This window comes from Rhizobium sp. B230/85 (assembly GCF_019355735.1).
Classification (GTDB): Bacteria; Pseudomonadota; Alphaproteobacteria; order Rhizobiales; family Rhizobiaceae; genus Rhizobium; species Rhizobium rhododendri.
Genome location: NZ_CP072160.1, coordinates 99,776 through 116,013 on the forward strand (window position 1 = coordinate 99,776; position 16,238 = coordinate 116,013).

Here is a 16,238-nt window from a genome sequence, read left to right on the forward strand (position 1 = left end):
AGCCCTTGGTCCTTTTGGTCGCATGTCGCGTTTCCTTAAGGACAGTGAAGCACCCTGGTCTCTGTTTCACGCATTTACGCAAGACCGGTATCGATTGTTCCTGGAAATGCCCTAGTCAAATTGTTCGACCCGGATCAGATGACCTTCGGAAACCTCGCGATATTCCCGAACTGGAGGCTCATACTCCGTCGGCCGGACCGGGCTTTTTAGATCGTCGGCGACTATCCCGCGATGCATTCTGCGGCGTGAAGGGTCCGGTATCGGCACTGCCGACATAAGCTTCTTCGTGTAGGGATGTTGGGGGTTTTCGAAAACAGCCTTTCGCGGCCCGATCTCTACAATCTCTCCAAGATACATCACAGCCACACGATGGCTCACCCGCTCTACAACCGCCATGTCGTGGGAAATAAACAGAAAGGCCAGATTGAGGCTCTGTTGCAAATCGAGCAAGAGATTGCAGACCTGCGCTTTGATCGATACGTCAAGCGCTGAAACGGCTTCATCGGCAACGATGATTTTAGGGTCGAGCATCAAGGCGCGGGCAATTGCGACACGCTGGCGCTGGCCGCCCGAGAACTGGTGCGGAAAGCGTTGCATCATGTCGGGAGAAAGCCCCACCTTTTCCATGAGAGAGGCCGCCTTGTCTCGTGCCTGCGCATGGGTTCCATAACGATGTTGAATATACGGCTCCACAATCGCCGAGCCAATGCTCATGCGTGGATTGAGAGAGGCGTATGGGTCCTGAAAAATCATCTGGATCGAACGGCGCATTTTTCTCAATGAGCTACTCTTCATTTGCAATACGTTATGGCCATCAACAAAAATCTTGCCTTTTGTGGGTGTAACAAGCCTTGTAATCGAGCGCCCTGTGGTTGACTTACCACAGCCGGATTCTCCCACCAGTGAGAGAGTTTCGCCTTCATAAAGGTCAAAAGAGACCTTCTCCACTGCGTGGACAGCTCCAGATTTGCGTCCCAACAGCCCGGGGCGAATATCAAAACGCATCGTGAGGTCTTGGACTTCTAAAATGGGCCTGCTGTCTCTGCGAACGGTATCCTCGACGTCGCGAGAAGGTTCCTGTTCGCCGCTCACCGGATTGATCACAGGAAAACGGAGTGGCAACTCTCGATTGTTCATTGACCCTAGCCGAGGTATGGCTGAGAGAAGGGCGCGTGTGTAAGGATGTTGTCCCCGGTGGAATATGTCTGCGGTCTCACCGACTTCCACCGCGTCTCCGCGAAACATGACGAGGGTTCGGTCTGCCACTTCCGCGACGACACCCATATCATGCGTAATGAAGAGAACTGAGGTGCCTTCCTCTTCCTGAAGCGTCTTGATGAGATCGAGGATCTGTCCTTGAACGGTGACATCGAGCGCTGTCGTCGGCTCGTCGGCAATCAGCAGCTTAGGCCTGGACGCAAGTGCCATGGCAATCATGACGCGCTGCCGCATGCCACCCGAAAACTGATGTGGATATTCGTCATAACGGCCAGTGGCATTCGGTATACGCACCCTCTCCAGTAGTCTGATAACCTCAGCCTTGCTTTCAGCCCTGGAGATCTGATTATTGACACTCAACGCTTCGCCAATTTGTTTGCCGATGGGGATAATCGGATTGAGCGATGTCATGGGTTCCTGAAATATCATGGAAATCTCATTGCCGCGTACTCGTCGCATCTCGTCTTCAGGTAGTGAGAGCAGATCTCTGCCCCCCAATCTCACCGTACCCTCTATTCGGCTCGATTGAGCAGCCAGAAGACGCATGATAGAAAGCGACGTCACGGATTTGCCCGATCCGGATTCTCCAACAATCGCCACCGTTTCGCGCGGTGCAATGTCGAAGGAGATATTTCGGATAACCGACTTCCACTGGTCGTTGACCTTAAATGAGGTCGTCAGGTTTTGTACAGAAACGACGGGCGTGACTGGTGAAGATTCCGGCGTGTTTTGAAAAGCCATCGTCATTGCGCGCTCCTTGTTTTCGGATCGATCGCGTCGCGCAACGCGTCCCCTAAAATATTCAATGCGAGTACGGTCAGGAGTATCGCAAGGGACGGAAACAATACGAGCCACCAGGCGCTGAGAATATTCTCGAAACCTTCCCGTATCATTCCCCCCCATGTCGCGGTTGGAGGCCTCACCCCAAGACCGATGAACGCCAGGGATGCTTCGGTTCGAATGGCCGATGCCATCCAAAGCGATGCTACAACGACGATGTCGGAAAGGATGTTCGGCAGAATATGAACGCCCATAATGCGAATTGGCGAAAAACCGAGCGATTTGCCAGCCTCGACGAATTCGCGGCGTTTGACCGCGATGGTTGGCGCACGGGCTACTCTGGCAAAAGGCGCTGTTTCCGTAATCGCAATGGCGATGATGAGATTCTCGAAACTGGCACCTAACATTGCGGCAACCATCAGACCCAGCAGCAGGGTCGGAAAGGAGAGCATCACATCGACAATCCCCATGATGATCTGGTCGAAGATACCGCCAATATAGCCTGCCAATATACCGATGATCGAACCGACGACCATGGCGATCATCACCGACAGAAAGCCGATCAAGAGCGAAATTCTCGCCCCATACAATAGCCGGCTGAGAACATCCCGGCCGTAGCTGTCCGTTCCCATCCAGAATTGTGCGGAAGGTGCGCTGAGGCGGTGAAGAATATTTTGCTTCAACGGATCATACGGCGCGATGGCAGGAGCCAAAACAGCAAGGAGAATGATCGACGTGAGCAGGCCTATGCCGATCCATGAATAACTGTTGCGACGGAAAGCCGCAAAAACCACATTCGGTTGTCGCTGCGGCGAGATGGAAGAAAGGGCGGCTTCGGTCATTGGGCGAGACTCACTCTTGGATCAACGTAGGCGTAAATGAGGTCGGTGATGGTGTTCACCAGGATGACGAAGGTAGCAAAGACCACCATGAGTGCCTGGAGCATCGTATAGTCGCGAGATTGCAGCGCACCGAGGATCAGCTTGCCAAGGCCGGGGCGTGTGAAGACGATTTCCGTCAACACCGAGTTTCCGATCAGGGTGCCGAAATACAGACCAACCACCGTAACAATCGGGATGAGCGCGTTGCCGAGCGCATGCCGCAGGATGAGCGTTCGCGGATGGACACCCTTGGCGCGTGCGGTGCGGATGTAGTCCTCGCCCATGACATCCAGCATCGATGAACGGGTGACGCGCGCGATATATGCTGTCATAATCAACCCAAGATTGAGCGCTGGTAGTAGTAAATTGCGCAGATGGCTGATCGGATCAGAGGAGGCCCGGCTCATAACGGGCAGCCACTGCAACCATACGGCAAAAGCAAGCAGCAATAGTATTGCCGAAACGAAACCGGGAAACGACAGGCCGAGCAGTGACAAAAAGCGGCTTACATAGTCCGGCCACTGGTTGCGGCGAACGGCGGCAATGATTCCCAGGGGAATTCCAAACATCGCACCGATCAGCATGGCGGCGACCGCCAGTTCGAGCGTGTAAGGCAGAACCAGAGCGACTTCTTCAAACACGGTACGGCCGCTGACCATAGAACGGCCGAAATTTCCTGTGAGCATATCAGAGAGAAAATTTAGATACTGTACGCCGATCGGCTGATCGAGGCCAAGCTGCGCGCGCAAGCCTTGGAGAGCTGCGTCACTTGCCCGATCGCCCAGCATGGCAACTGCAGCGTCACCCGGTACCAGACGCACCAGCACGAACACCATTGTCAGCATGGCGATCAATGTCGGAATTGCAAGAAGGAGTTTTCGGATCGCATAACCGATCATGCGGCAATCCTTTCTTTTGAGACGCGGCTTGCAAGGAAGGCGTCCAGGTTATGATTGGTTTGACTGTCGGACATCAGGTCCGCGAGGATGTGTCCAACAAAAGAAACAAGTTGGAATGTGGCTCCGGAAACGGCAGAGACGTCATTGGGCCCTTTGACTTTATGAGAGAAGCCAATGCCGGCAAGGTGATCCGGCATCACTGCTTCCATGCCTGACCAGACTGTCATCACTTTGAAGTGCTTGAGTTCGGCAACAACAGTTACAGCGGCATAAATCGAGGCTGTCGGTGTTGAGATATTAACACTGGCTGATTGCCGCCCCAGTATGCTGACTCCGGCAATGGTGGTGTCCGAAGCGTGCTGGCCGAAGAAATGGCCCCTTATCGCGGCTTCTAAGGCAGCGCGAAGACCGTACAATCTTGCGCCAATGAAAAGAACGTCCGTTTTCATGCGGCATTCTCCCCGCTCTCGAGGCTCGCCAGTTCACCAAGCGTGACCGGTTTCAACGGCGGACGAATATTGAAGAAGCTGACGTCTTTTATCGGGATATTGTGCGCCTCGGCGACAAGTGCCTGCACCGTATATCCACACTGACGTCCCTGACAGGGGCCCATGCCACATCGCGTAGCTGCCTTGATCGCTCCTGGATCGGCCGGGCTGTTGCTTGCTACCGCGCGGACGGCCCCAGCTGTGACTTCCTCACAGCGACAGACGATGACATTATCGGCCAGACGTGGTCTAGGCGGGGCGTAAGCGACATCAAGAAAGGGTCGCAAGGCAAGCGCGCGTCTGCGCCTTTGATCGAGACCTGTTCGTCGACGCAGTTCTTCCGTGTTGGACGAAATCTCAAGGCGCCTGGCTAATCCTAAAGCGGCGGTTTCACCAGACAGGGTTGCCACCAGCCAACCACCGATACCGCAGGCATCACCCGCTACAAAAAGTCCCTCCCGGCTTGTCTCTCCCCAACGGTTCAGCTTTGGTGCGAGGTAGCCTTGAGCATCGTTCCATGTGTGTACACAACCCAGTGCCAAAGTTTCGTGAATGCGGGGAACGACACCTTCGTGCACCAGCAATATATCCGCTTCCACCCGGTGAGATTGTCCGTGTCTTTTCCAGGAAAGATGCTCGAGACGCTGATTTCCCTCAGCCTCCAGATCCGTGAAACCTTTGACCAATATTCCGCTGCGTCTGATTTTGTGAAGCCACTGCAATCCTTTCAGCAGGCTTCCAAAATCACGCCAAGCTTTTGGAAGCTGCACCAACGCAGAAAGACTTGGCGATCTCGACGTATCAAGATAACCAGCAATGTGGCCTTGAAGGCTCAGAACCTGAGTAGCGTAGAGAAGTGGTAACGGTCCAGCCCCGGCGATCCATAGCTTTCCCTGGGGTAACATGCCGCCGGATTTCAGCAGAATCTGTGCCGCGCCAACCGTCATCACGCCAGGCAGGGTCCAGCCTGGAAATGGAACAGGCCTTTCCTGCGCGCCGTTTGCCAGAAGCACAGCTCGGGCTGAAAGACGTGAAGCTTTGCCTTGCGATGTTACGAACAGCGACCAACCGTCTTCGATCTGCCAGACCTGTGTTGATGCGAGATAATCGGCACCTGATGCACGGAATGCTTCCACGAGGGCTCGACCTTTTTGATAATCCTTGCCCAGCGCCGGGAAAACCGGACTGCTGAGATTACGCTCGATTCCTCTGAAAATCTGCCCGCCAGGAGACGGCTGTTCGTCAATCACGACAACCGATGCTCCGAGTTGGCGCAGAGTTACTGCGGCAGCCATGCCTGAAGGTCCCGCGCCGACAATTGCTACATCGTAACTCATCGGGAAATCCCCCGGTGTCCGTGTTGGCTGTCGATCTTCATGCCTGCTTTAACGGGTACCAGACACCCTTGCGTCGAGGCCACGCCGTCAACAATTGCCAGGCACTCGAAGCACACGCCCATCTGGCAATACGGTAATCTCGGTTCTCCGCTGACGGGTGAGTTCCGCCCTGCGTCCGGCACTCGCAGCAATAGGCTGGCAACGGTCTCTCCTTCCCATGCGGGTACGGCCTGGCCATTCACCAGCACGGTCATATCACTGGGTTTTCCCAGGCGCTCAAGCACACTTTTGAACATCGAATCTTCCATTTGAAAACGCTGACATGTCATCGGACAGTCGTCCCGCAAGCATAGCGGGCGCAATGATTGCGGCATGAACGGCGGCCAACGTCACACCGGAATGGCACACGGCCGCAAACAGGCCTGGGTGCTCGCTGGATTCAGCGTAGATCGGCAAGCCATCGGGTGGAATAATCCGAAAACCGCTCCATTGACGCACGATCTTTGCACATGCGAGAGCGGGTATTGTCCGTGTTGCCCGAAGAGCCAGTCTTGTTGCCGAAGAAACGCTGACGCCATGATCATCGGTTTCCTCCTTGGTTGCACCGATCATGATGGTGCCGTCCGCTGTTTGTCGCAGGCCACTTCCGGGGTAGGGGAGGAGCGGCGCAAGCCGTTCAGTCACCAGCAGTTGGCCACGTTCGGATCTCAAGGGAATGGTGAGCCCAAGCGGATCGGTAAGGGAGGGCGTTGCTAAGCCTGCGGCCACGACAACGCGCGGCGCTGCAAAGCTTGTAGACCCGACCTTGACAATAAAACCGCTCTGTTTGGGTGTAACTGTCTCAGCCCGCCGGCGATAATGGATCGTTCCACCGAGGTTAACGATTCCGCGATGTAAGGCGGCAAGAAGTTGCAATGGATTGACGTGCCCGTCCGCCTCACAATAGCTCGCACCCACCACCTCGGGACCGAAATCGACGGCGGGCATCATCCGCTCAAGCTCGGCGCGATCTATCATTCTGGTATCGGCCTGAACGGTTTGATTGTGCATACGCTTGTTGAGGGCGTCCCGCTCCTCGTATTCATTCTGCCCCAGGCAGTATATCAATCCACCCCGGCGCGAATAGTCGACTTTCATCCCGACGTTTCCGGTCAATTCTTTCAGAAAGTTGGGCCAGAGATCCGCACTCTGCCGTCCGAGATCATGATAGGCTGGCGCGCTCGCGCCCTTTCCTTGCACCCAGACCAGCCCAAAATTAGCGCGGGCCGCGCGCATGTCCCTGTCCTCCCCGTCCAGAACAACAACCCGTTGTCCTGTCTGGGCGAACCCATAGCCAAGCGCCGCGCCGACGATACCGGCACCGATAACTAGAACATCCGCGCTCACTTTGATCTCCGTTGGTTATTGCTCATACTTGTGATGAAAGATAAAACTTTAAACGTCTTTTTTCCTGTCCATATTCATAAGGGTTATAACGAATGCGAAATCCAAGCTTGCGCCAACTGGAGGCGCTGATGGCTGTTATTGAATCAGGAACCGTGAGTGTTGCCGCCGCTATACTGCGGATTTCACAGCCCGCGGCGAGTAAGCTGATCCAGGATCTGGAGGCTGATACGGGCCTCAAGCTGTTCGAGCGCGAAAGCGGACGTCTGGTGCCGACTGGACGGGGCATGCGCTTATACGAAGAAGTCGAGCGTATCTTCGGCGGTGTCCACCAACTCGCCCGTGCGGTCGAGGCCATTCGGCGTGACGAACATGGGCATTTGCTCATAGGCGCAATGCCCGCATTGTCAGGATCGTTCATAACCCGGGTCATTTCGAGTTTTAAAATACGGCATCCAGATGTATTCGTTTCCATCGAAGCACGTAGCTCCCGGTTTTTGACAGAAGCGGTCTTGCTTCGTCGTCTTGATTTGGCGCTGGTTATCAGCGGCCTGGAACATCCCTCTATGGTAGTTGAGCGGATGCATTGCTCTGCTGCCGTGGCAGCCCTGCCTCTCGGTCATAAGCTCGCTGAAAAGGCGGAGCTTTGTCCCGATGACCTCAAGGACGAACCGTTTATTGCCTTCGCGCCGACGGGAACGATGCGTACCAAGGTCGATGCAGCGTTTGAACAGTTCTCAATCACGCCCCGGATCGTCATCGAGGCGACCACAGCGCCGAACGTTGCCGAACTCGTGGCGGCCGGATTGGGCGTGACGGTGGCCGACCCCTTGGCAATTGAGTTTGTGGCGGACCGGATCATCACCCGGCCTTTTCGCCCCACCATTGATTTCGGCTATGGTATCATCCGTCCGACACGGGCAAGAAACAGCAGTCTCGTTGCAGACTTCATCGAGGAGATTCATGCTGCGGCGCGGACGCCAAGGCTAATCCCTTGAAAAAGCCGACCGGAAAAATTCATCTTACCTTCGGTCAAGGCGAGAGCCCGTCACGTCCAGATTGAACCAGACGGCCTCTCATTTTTTTCAGTTGTTTCTGATCAGAAAAGCCGATGACAACGTTTTCCTGTCAAACTCCCGGCGCGAAAAACGTTTTATTGATTAAGGCTTGTTTTTTCCGTAATCGGCGGTGCCAGATTTAAGGATCCGGTGAGCTCATACCCATAGTCCAGAGCTTTGCTGCGAGCCCAAACCTGCATCAGGCTGAACAGCGGAACACCGCATACCTGATCGAGAATCTTCTTCTGGGCAGACGACCAGAATTTATTCCGCTCGGTGTCCGTCGTTGCCTTGCGAGCAGACATGATGTCGGCATCGGCTGCGTCGCAGTGGGAAAAATTCGTAACGGCTGTTGGCTTGCCGATAGAGGCGCTGGACTCGTAGAACTGGCTCAGATAGCTGTCTGCAACAGGGTAACGTGCCGCACCGTAGAACACGAGATCACTCAAATCCTTTCGGATCTGTTCGTGATATGTCGGGTGATCGACCACCTGCATCTGCATATCGATCCCGACCTCTGCCAATTGGGCTTGAATGACTTCCATGATAGGCTGCTGCGCAGAACTGGACGAGACCACTGCCGACAACGTCAGACCGTCCTTGTAACCGGTTTCTGCAAGAAGCGCCTTCGCACCCTCGGGATCGTATTTGTAAGCCCAGGTGCAATCTTCGCCGAGATAGCCGCTGGGAACCACAGAACAGCCTTTGGGAGCTACACTTTCACCGACGAACTGAACGATTTGGTCCACATTGATCGCTTTAGAAATGGCCTGGCGTACCTTGACGTTATTCAAAGGTTTGCGCGTCGAATTGATAAATAAAGTCCGATATTCGCCGGGAGCGAAAATGTCGACAATCGAGCCCTCCCAGCCTTTCGCCTGGTCGACCCAACGCTGCTCCCTTTTGCCATAGATCAGATCAAGCTCTCCGGATCGGAAGGCCAGCTCACGACTTGAGTCTGACGGGATAAGGTCGACCCTGATGTCATCGATTTTCGGCTTGCCTCTGAAGTATGTTGGAAATGCGTTTAGATATACGGCCTGCTGGGTGACAGCTTTTTCGAACACGAAAGGACCGGTACCAATAGGCTGCGTTTTAAAATTTGCCCCAAGCTTATCCACCGCTTTCTTACTCACAATGTTTCCGCCGTGATAATTGGCGACGAGCCCGAGAAATCCAGCAACAGGCTCGCTCAAAGTGATGCGGACCGTCAAGGGGTCAATGGCTTCAATTGTCTGAAAAGCGGCATAGTCGCTTGAATAAGAGGACGTGTCCGGGTTTTTTGCCCGTTGAAGAGAGAACACCACGTCCTCCGCTGTCAACTTGCCATAGTCACCATGAAATGAGACATCATTGCGAAGTTTGAAAGTCCAAACCAAGCCGTCCGGCGAGGTCGTCCAGCTTTCGGCAAGGTCGGGTTCAATTTTGGTTGGATCGGCACTCCCAGGTGAAAATCGAACAAGTCCGTTGAAAATCCAAGAAACCACGGCCAAGTCCTGGGTGGTTGTCGCTCTAGTGGGATCAAGTGTGGCAATATCGGCGGCTGCCATGCCAACCTTCAAAGTGGCAGAATTTGCGACGCCAGTATAAACACACCCTGCGAGCATGGAAGCTGTGAATAAGCCTATCAACTTAATCCGTCTTTTTTTAAACATTTGTTCCGCTCCTTATTTCTTTTGTAGCTTGAATATTATGCTTGTCGCATAAGTGTCAAAGTCGTTTTTTTGCTTTAGGTATTCCCTAGGGTTATACGCGTAGCGCGCCATGACCACTTGTAGGTCGCGTCCTGCTCGTTCCTCGTCTGCGTGAGCAGCAATAGAAAGTGTCGCCAAGACATTGAGCCAAGGCAGGATATATCCCAAAGTCTTAATGTATTTCATGATACTACAATTTTTTTGCTTTATAGTTCGTTCATATATACGTATCTTATAATTGATGTATGAATTTATATTATTAAAATGGTGAAAGGGACACCTGCAAATTTATAAAATATTCAATTTATTTAATATTATATTGGCATGATATTCAGATCAACGCCTCAAACATAGATTACATCACAAAGTACAGAACAATAAGAAACGTAATTGAATTGCCTTCATAGACCAAATGACTCTTCATTCCTCGGCTTTGCTGTTGCCCCACTTGGTAACAATGTCGTCGGCCGATATTTCCTCCATGCCAGCACTCGCCAGGGTGATGCCGATTTTCTCAAGGTCAATCTCCCCCAGTATGTTCAGTGACTCAACAGCCCATTCGAGTTTCTTGACGTTGATACCAAACTTCTTGCCAAGGTCCCTGAAGAGGATCAACATCCGACCATCCTCCATGATGTAACGATGTTTGAAGTTCTTGGGCGCTCCCTTGGTGGCATTATGGGAAACGGATTTCGATACGAAATCATGGATTGTCTTGGCATCCTTGCCGTACCAGCCATTGAGAAGATCGAGAGCAGTGCGGGGTTTGAAACCCAACTTCTCCAGAAGTTCTACGCGCTCCTGATCGAGAGCCTTCATGGCCTCCGTGACAATTGGTGTCATTCCCTCCTTGTAGAAATAGAAGTCCTCCTTAGTGTCTATCTTGGCGGCGTTAAAAATCACTGCGGGAGTGTGGCAGATACAGTTCGTGCAGTTGAGGGCCACTTCCAATCCGTTGGCAAGCCAAACGAGATCGTTAGGGAAGAGATCACCTATTTCTTTGGCCAGGGAGGGTTCGGGATGGGGAGTGGTGAAGGTGATCTCCAGCTGCTTCTTGATGGCCTTCACGTAGATTGCATCATCCACCATTCTGCATCCGTAGGGCGACGTGGTTGTTTCCAGACTGGCAAGAGTCTCAAGCTTTTCCAGGCTCAAACTGGCAGCATTTCCGGGGATCCAGATCAGGATCTTCTGTTTAAGGTCAAGGACTTTCAGTTGTTTGACCAGTTCTTCACGAGCACCGTTAAGTGACGGGATCGTGACCATGATGTATTTTGCTGTTGAAACTGCATATGGAAGCTCTCCTATCACGACAGGACGATAGGTGCCCTGGATTGCCCCCATTGCTTTCAACCCATGTTCGGCGATCTGGGTACTGTATCCCAGGTGGGAGGGTGCAGCCCATATCGAGACCGATTTGCGTCGGTGGCTTAGATCAGCGGCAAGTGCGTTGCCAACGTTGCCAGAGCCGATGATGAGGATACTCATTTTGATCTGGGAAATGATAGATGAAAGAAGAGATTTAGGATTTGATAAAGTTGTTGCAGGCTTTTGCCCAATTTATAGAAGCGTTACAGGAGCTCTAGTCCCTAGCGGATCGCAAAAGTCAAAAACGGCGGCTCCTTAATTTCTTAAGTTCACACGAAGAAAGATAAATTTGCGATAACATCTGACTTTTAGCGTCTGTCATAGGAAATTAGTATCATGGGGAGCCCCACCTGAATTTTGGCTCAGTTCCAATTTTCAACATGTGGGTTCTATGATTGTGATGATTGGTGCGGTTACAGTGATACAGCTCATATCTGTCACGCCGTCCGGTCCCCAATTTCGCTCGCCCATTTTGACTTCAGAGAGCCAATGGATTTGGAATTAGGTACAGTTGCTGGGCGGTTTGGCGTTGCGTGCAAAAGTCGATGAAGACTTTAACCACGCACGCGTTTTGTGGGCCAAACGAAGTGACACTCGTTGAATTTAAGAGGTCTGGCCCGTCCTGTTGGATGCGTGGAGGGGCACTATTAAGACTGTATGTAATGCCGCTATGGCGACGTTAGAGATGCTGGCGGCTTAATTGGCGGTGATACCCCCTGACAAACGAATTATAAACTATCATTACTAAGGCGATAAGCTATTTATGAAAGTGTAAGATAACATTATTTCGTGGAATTTCTCTTGTTGATTAAATATTTATCTCGAATATTTGGTCTATATTTTTTGTCTTACGTAAGTGCTTACGTATTTAGGCTAACAAAATGCTTTATTTGATCGGACGGTGGACAATAAATTTAATAATTTAAGGAGATTCGGTAAATCCTCTTCCAACTCGAACCACCTTTGAAGCTATTTAAGTCCCTTTTTGCATTGGGTTCAGCTCGAGAACAAATGTCGTTTATTTGGGTAGATCTGCGCGGTTATGGGAAAAATAAAATTCAAGATATGCTCAGGCAGCAGGCTATTCTGGTGATGGAGACTTATGGTTCCACTGTCCTATGGGGGGTGAGACAATCATCCACTCTGGTTCGTTATATTTCATCTACGGCCCGAGAACGCTTCAGAATGATCTCAACGAGCACACGGCACTTTGGTGATAAAGAACGAGGAACTGGTCGGCCTTTCTGAGACTTATCCCGATGAACTGCCGGCAGGGTTCGCAAGAGCAAATGGCTTCACGCACTACGCGGCAATATACAAAAGCAACTTGTTCGTACCTGTGGAGGGTGAATTCGTGAAGTGGAGCCGCTCTGGCCCAGCCGTGGATTACCCAATCGCGGCTTTTGGAACTGTACCCCAATGAAGTTACTCGTCATAGTAATATGTTATTTCAATACGAGCATGTAACTTTCTTTTTGAACTATTCCGTGAGGGCATTATTGTATCAATAATTCTATTTAATAAAATATTCGGGTTACCTAATTCCTTTCATATGTGAAATATTGGGATTAAACACATAGAGGACCCAATCAGTGTAGCCTCTAGTTCAATCTGACAATTGGATTAGACTCATTTTTCAATCCACGTTTATGCAGTTTCATTTTCTAAATATGCCAATGGCCTAAATGATGTCGAGTGCCAGCTTCATGGTGAAGACGTATTATGGAGAATCACATGGGAGATGAATGATTTAAAATTTCACCTATATAACATATATGGAAACAGTAACGTAATATTATTCGACAGGATATCGTTACAAACATGCTCTAGGGTCTGTGGGGATTGAACTAAGCCGCTGATCGCGGCGATTCGTGGCGGGCTTTGACGAGAGCGCCCTGACTGAGAGGATGGTTGTGTTGCAACCCACCCTTCAGACAGGAGGCCCCGATGGCTGAGATAAGCCCTCTTCGCCGCCGAATGATTGAGGACATGACAGTCCGCAATTTGTCCCCGGCGACCCAAAGATCCTACATCAGTGCAGTCCGGAAGTTCAGCCGCTATTTCGCCCGATCACCTGATCGACTTGATCTTGGCGACATTCACACGTTCCAGGTTCACCTTGTCTCAACGGGGATATCGTGGGCATCTTTAAATCAGATCGTGTGTGCTCTTCGATTCTTCTATGGCATCACGCTTGGCCAAGACGATGTCCCCGATCGGATCCCGTATGCGCGCGAACCACGCAAGCTCCCCGTTATTCTATCGGCAGACGAGGTGGTGCAATTCCTTGAGGCCGTCTCCAGTCTGAAGGCGCGGGTAGCGCTGACCACAGCTTATGCTGCTGGCCTCAGGGTCGGCGAGGTCTGTGGTCTGAAGATCGAGGATATCGACAGTTCCCGGATGGTGATCCATGTTCGTCATGGCAAAGGTGCCAAGGCGCGATACGTGATGCTGTCAAACGAACTGCTGGGCATTTTACGCAGTTATTGGCGCCTATCGCGACCCACCGGGTTCCTTTTTCCAGGGCGCGATGCCGACAGGCCAATCGAACCGACAGTTTTGAACGCCGCCTGTCGATCAGCAGTTGCCGCTACTGGCCTTTCAAAGCGGGTTACGTCCATACGTTGCGGCATTCCTTTGCAACGCACCTTCTGGAGAATGGCACCGATATCCGGATCATTCAGGTCTTGCTTGGCCATGCCCATCTATCCAGCACTGCGCATTATGCACAGGTGTCCACTGACACCATCAGGTCGACCGCCAGTCCCCTTGACCGTTTGCGATGGGAGGTGACTCCGCCGGAAGGGTAGCCGGTTGCGTCCCGCCTTCGAAGTCGCCGACATCTTTCGGTGGCATGGGGGATCTTACAGACGAGAGAACGCCGGTCATCTTGGCCGCAGCGAACGACGCGTCATGGGAGCAATAGAAGCCTGCCGGACACCCAGGCTCGGGGGTCATGTCGATGCTTGCAATCAGTGCGGCAGAACCCGCATCTCCTATAACTCATGTCGTAATCGCCACTGCCCAAAGTGTCAGGGAGCCGCTCGCAAGGATTGGGTCGACGCACGCATCGCCGATCTCTTGCCGGTCCCCTATTTCCATGTGGTCTTCACGCTACCACGTGATGTCGCTGACATCGCCTTCCAGAACAAGGCGGTCGTCTATGCATTGTTGATGCAGATCTCGGCCGAGACCCTGCAGACCATCGCAGCTAACCCCAAGTGGCTAGGCGCAGAGATCGGCGTCACCGGCGTACTTCACACCTGGGGCCAGGCGATGACCCACCATCCCCATGTCCACTGCGTCGTACCGGGCGGAGGCCTCTCACCAGACAGAACAAGGTGGATCAATTGCCGATCGGGCTTCTTTCTACCCGTGCGCGTGCTGTCACGTCTGTTTCGCCGACGCTTCCTGACAGCTCTCGCTGAAGCCTTTGCCAAAAACGAACTCCAATTCTTCAACGAACTCGCTCATCTCAACGATAGCAAGACATTCGCCCGCCATCTTGCCCGCGCTCGCAGCATCGAATGGGTGGTCTACTCAAAGCCCCCATTCGGCGGTCCAGATCAGGTACTTGCCTATCTTGGCCGCTACACCCATCGTGTTGCCATCGCAAACAGCCGCATCGTCCATGTCGATGACGACCATGTCGCCTTCAGATGGAAGGATTATCGTGGAGACGGTCGCGACCGTGAGAAGATTATGTGGCTTCATCCCCACGAGTTCATCCGGCGCTTTCTCCTTCATGTGCTTCCGGATGGCTTCCACCGCATGCGCCACTTTGGCTTCCTCGCCAATTGTCATCGGCGCGATCGTATCGCTCTCTGCAGAAGCCTCCTCGGCCAACCATCACCGACAGGCGAGCGATCCCATTCGACAAAATCTCAGCAGGCCCATTCCTTCGAATGCCCCGATTGTCAGCGCCCCATGCGTCGAACTGGCGTCACCGTTGCCCCTGTACCACCGCCTCGGCCATCATCCTTCTGGTGCGATACTTCATGATGTCAGACAACCGCAACCATCACAGCATATTCCCACTCGTCCAGCGCTGTGCCGGCGATCGATATCGCTCGACCCCCGCAAGATCGAACCGCTTCAGATCCCGGTACATTTGGCCCACAGGTTGCAAGGTCTCCGGCAAAACGCTCCCGAATGTCCATTCTCAGGATCAGCGACACCCTTGGAGCAATCGGGACGGCATGGTTCCGGCTCCGCCGACATAGGGCCGCTTCTCAATTCCCCATAGCAGCGTCCAACAACCCGCGTCTTAGTTCAATCCGGCTTACATGAGGCCGCCCGAACCCGCCGCGCTGTCCCATGCGACCTCAAATAACCCTCCAGATTCACAAATCAGCGCGAATATGATTCACGCATTGGATGGATCGTTTTGTGCTGACAGACGCCCAATGGGCGAAGATAGAACCGCATTGTCTGGGTAAGCCGACGGACCCGGGACGTAGCGGGCGCAACAACCGGCTATTCATCGAGGCCGTGCTTTGGATCGTGCGTACCGGCAGCCCTTGGCGCGACCTTCCGGCTGCGTTCGGCAATTGGAGCACTGCGTTCCGGCGGTTTCGTGACTGGCGGGAAGCCGATGTCTTTAAACGGATATTTGATGCCCTCTCTGATGAGCCGAACATGGAATACGCCATGGTGGATGCCACCATCGTCAAGGTCCACCGACACGGTCAGGGCGCAAAAGGGGGACTCAGAGCCAGGCCATTGGTCGCTCAAAAGGCGGGATGACAACCAAAATCCTGGCACTGACCGATGCCTTAGGCAATCTGGTCCGGTTCGAATTGCTGCCGGGCCATCGCTTCGACACGGTCGGCGTCGCGCCGCTCATCGATGGCATCGAGTTCGGTGCGCTACTTGCCGACAAGGCTTTCGATAGCAACAACATTGTGGCCGATCTCAACGAACGCGGTGCGAAGATCGTGATCTCACAACATCCACGCCGATCGGTGCCTCTCCAAATCGACACTGAGATTTACAAATGGCGACACCTGATCGAAAACTTCTTCTGCAAGCTCAAAGAGTTCAAACGTATCGCCATGAGAGCCTGTAAAACGGACCAGAGCTTTAAGGCGATGATCTATCTGGCCGCGGCTGTGATCAACTCACGATGAATC

At 52.9% G+C, this 16,238-nt stretch carries 12 protein-coding genes and 1 pseudogene; 4 read left to right on the forward strand and 9 right to left on the reverse strand.

What is annotated here, in order from left to right; translation table 11 throughout:
• Positions 1–111: 111 nt before the first annotated feature.
• The 7 genes from J5289_RS28225 to J5289_RS28255 are packed head-to-tail and all read right to left on the reverse strand — an operon-like array spanning position 112 to position 6,989.
• Entirely contained in the window at positions 112–1,965 is a 1,854-nt protein-coding gene (locus J5289_RS28225; protein WP_209207741.1) for an ABC transporter ATP-binding protein, read from the reverse strand.
• Positions 1,962–2,840 (reverse strand): ABC transporter permease, encoded by an 879-nt coding sequence (locus J5289_RS28230; RefSeq protein WP_209207740.1) that lies wholly within the window; start codon positions 2,838–2,840, stop codon positions 1,962–1,964. Before J5289_RS28230 ends, J5289_RS28225 begins: the two co-directional genes overlap by 4 nt.
• On the reverse strand, positions 2,837–3,778 hold the full coding sequence (locus J5289_RS28235; protein ID WP_209207739.1) for an ABC transporter permease: 942 nt from the start codon (positions 3,776–3,778) through the stop codon (positions 2,837–2,839). Before J5289_RS28235 ends, J5289_RS28230 begins: the two co-directional genes overlap by 4 nt.
• On the reverse strand, positions 3,775–4,227 hold the full coding sequence (locus J5289_RS28240; protein ID WP_209207738.1) for a hypothetical protein: 453 nt from the start codon (positions 4,225–4,227) through the stop codon (positions 3,775–3,777). Before J5289_RS28240 ends, J5289_RS28235 begins: the two co-directional genes overlap by 4 nt.
• Positions 4,224–5,603: an FAD/NAD(P)-binding oxidoreductase gene (locus tag J5289_RS28245; protein ID WP_209207737.1), complete on the reverse strand. Its 1,380-nt coding sequence runs from the start codon at positions 5,601–5,603 to the stop codon at positions 4,224–4,226. The genes J5289_RS28240 and J5289_RS28245 overlap by 4 nt, the downstream gene beginning before the upstream one ends.
• Positions 5,600–5,977 (reverse strand): (2Fe-2S)-binding protein, encoded by a 378-nt coding sequence (locus tag J5289_RS28250; protein WP_307877450.1) that lies wholly within the window; start codon positions 5,975–5,977, stop codon positions 5,600–5,602. Before J5289_RS28250 ends, J5289_RS28245 begins: the two co-directional genes overlap by 4 nt.
• A complete protein-coding gene (locus J5289_RS28255) occupies positions 5,880–6,989 on the reverse strand; it encodes an FAD-binding oxidoreductase (protein ID WP_209207735.1) in 1,110 nt (369 codons plus the stop codon). Before J5289_RS28255 ends, J5289_RS28250 begins: the two co-directional genes overlap by 98 nt.
• Before the next feature lie 128 nt (positions 6,990–7,117).
• Here J5289_RS28255 and J5289_RS28260 point away from each other — a divergent pair, with 128 nt between their 5' ends.
• Positions 7,118–7,984 carry a LysR substrate-binding domain-containing protein gene (locus J5289_RS28260; protein ID WP_247750797.1) on the forward strand — a complete coding sequence of 289 codons (867 nt, stop codon included), beginning with the start codon at positions 7,118–7,120 and terminating at the stop codon, positions 7,982–7,984.
• 155 nt (positions 7,985–8,139) lie between these two features.
• On the opposite strand, the gene J5289_RS28265 is transcribed toward J5289_RS28260, so the two are convergent.
• Together J5289_RS28265 and J5289_RS28270 are read right to left on the reverse strand one after the other, a co-directional pair.
• Positions 8,140–9,594, reverse strand: a complete 1,455-nt coding sequence (locus tag J5289_RS28265; RefSeq protein ID WP_247750796.1) for an ABC transporter substrate-binding protein — start codon at positions 9,592–9,594, stop codon at positions 8,140–8,142.
• 564 nt (positions 9,595–10,158) lie between these two features.
• Positions 10,159–11,226 carry an NAD/NADP octopine/nopaline dehydrogenase family protein gene (locus J5289_RS28270; protein WP_209207732.1) on the reverse strand — a complete coding sequence of 356 codons (1,068 nt, stop codon included), beginning with the start codon at positions 11,224–11,226 and terminating at the stop codon, positions 10,159–10,161.
• Between the two features lie 1,827 nt (positions 11,227–13,053).
• On the opposite strand from J5289_RS28270, the pseudogene J5289_RS28275 reads away from it, so the two are divergent.
• The 3 genes and pseudogenes from J5289_RS28275 (at position 13,054) to J5289_RS28285 (ending at position 16,235) form a co-directional block, all read left to right on the forward strand.
• Positions 13,054–13,916: pseudogene (locus J5289_RS28275) on the forward strand (tyrosine-type recombinase/integrase).
• A gap of 4 nt (positions 13,917–13,920) precedes the next feature.
• A complete protein-coding gene (locus tag J5289_RS28280) occupies positions 13,921–15,108 on the forward strand; it encodes an IS91 family transposase (RefSeq protein ID WP_219276671.1) in 1,188 nt (395 codons plus the stop codon).
• A gap of 375 nt (positions 15,109–15,483) precedes the next feature.
• Positions 15,484–16,235 (forward strand): IS5 family transposase gene (locus J5289_RS28285; RefSeq protein ID WP_209207729.1). Its coding sequence is split into 2 segments (ribosomal slippage): positions 15,484–15,814 and positions 15,814–16,235, totalling 753 coding nucleotides; the frame shifts between segments, so codons are not numbered across the junction.
• Positions 16,236–16,238: the final 3 nt, after the last annotated feature.

Excerpts from the sequence above, each read along its gene's own strand:
- J5289_RS28270 (WP_209207732.1), bottom strand. The coding sequence starts at position 11,226 with ATGAGTATCCTCATCATCGGCTCTGGCAACGTTGGCAACGCACTTGCC.
- J5289_RS28230 (WP_209207740.1), bottom strand. The coding sequence starts at position 2,840 with ATGACCGAAGCCGCCCTTTCTTCCATCTCGCCGCAGCGACAACCGAAT.
- J5289_RS28240 (WP_209207738.1), bottom strand. The coding sequence starts at position 4,227 with ATGAAAACGGACGTTCTTTTCATTGGCGCAAGATTGTACGGTCTTCGC.
- J5289_RS28235 (WP_209207739.1), bottom strand. The coding sequence starts at position 3,778 with ATGATCGGTTATGCGATCCGAAAACTCCTTCTTGCAATTCCGACATTG.
- J5289_RS28245 (WP_209207737.1), bottom strand. The coding sequence starts at position 5,603 with ATGAGTTACGATGTAGCAATTGTCGGCGCGGGACCTTCAGGCATGGCT.
- J5289_RS28225 (WP_209207741.1), bottom strand. The coding sequence starts at position 1,965 with ATGACGATGGCTTTTCAAAACACGCCGGAATCTTCACCAGTCACGCCC.
- J5289_RS28265 (WP_247750796.1), bottom strand. The coding sequence starts at position 9,594 with ATGGCAGCCGCCGATATTGCCACACTTGATCCCACTAGAGCGACAACC.
- J5289_RS28250 (WP_307877450.1), bottom strand. The coding sequence starts at position 5,977 with ATGCCGCAATCATTGCGCCCGCTATGCTTGCGGGACGACTGTCCGATG.
- J5289_RS28260 (WP_247750797.1), top strand. The coding sequence starts at position 7,118 with ATGGCTGTTATTGAATCAGGAACCGTGAGTGTTGCCGCCGCTATACTG.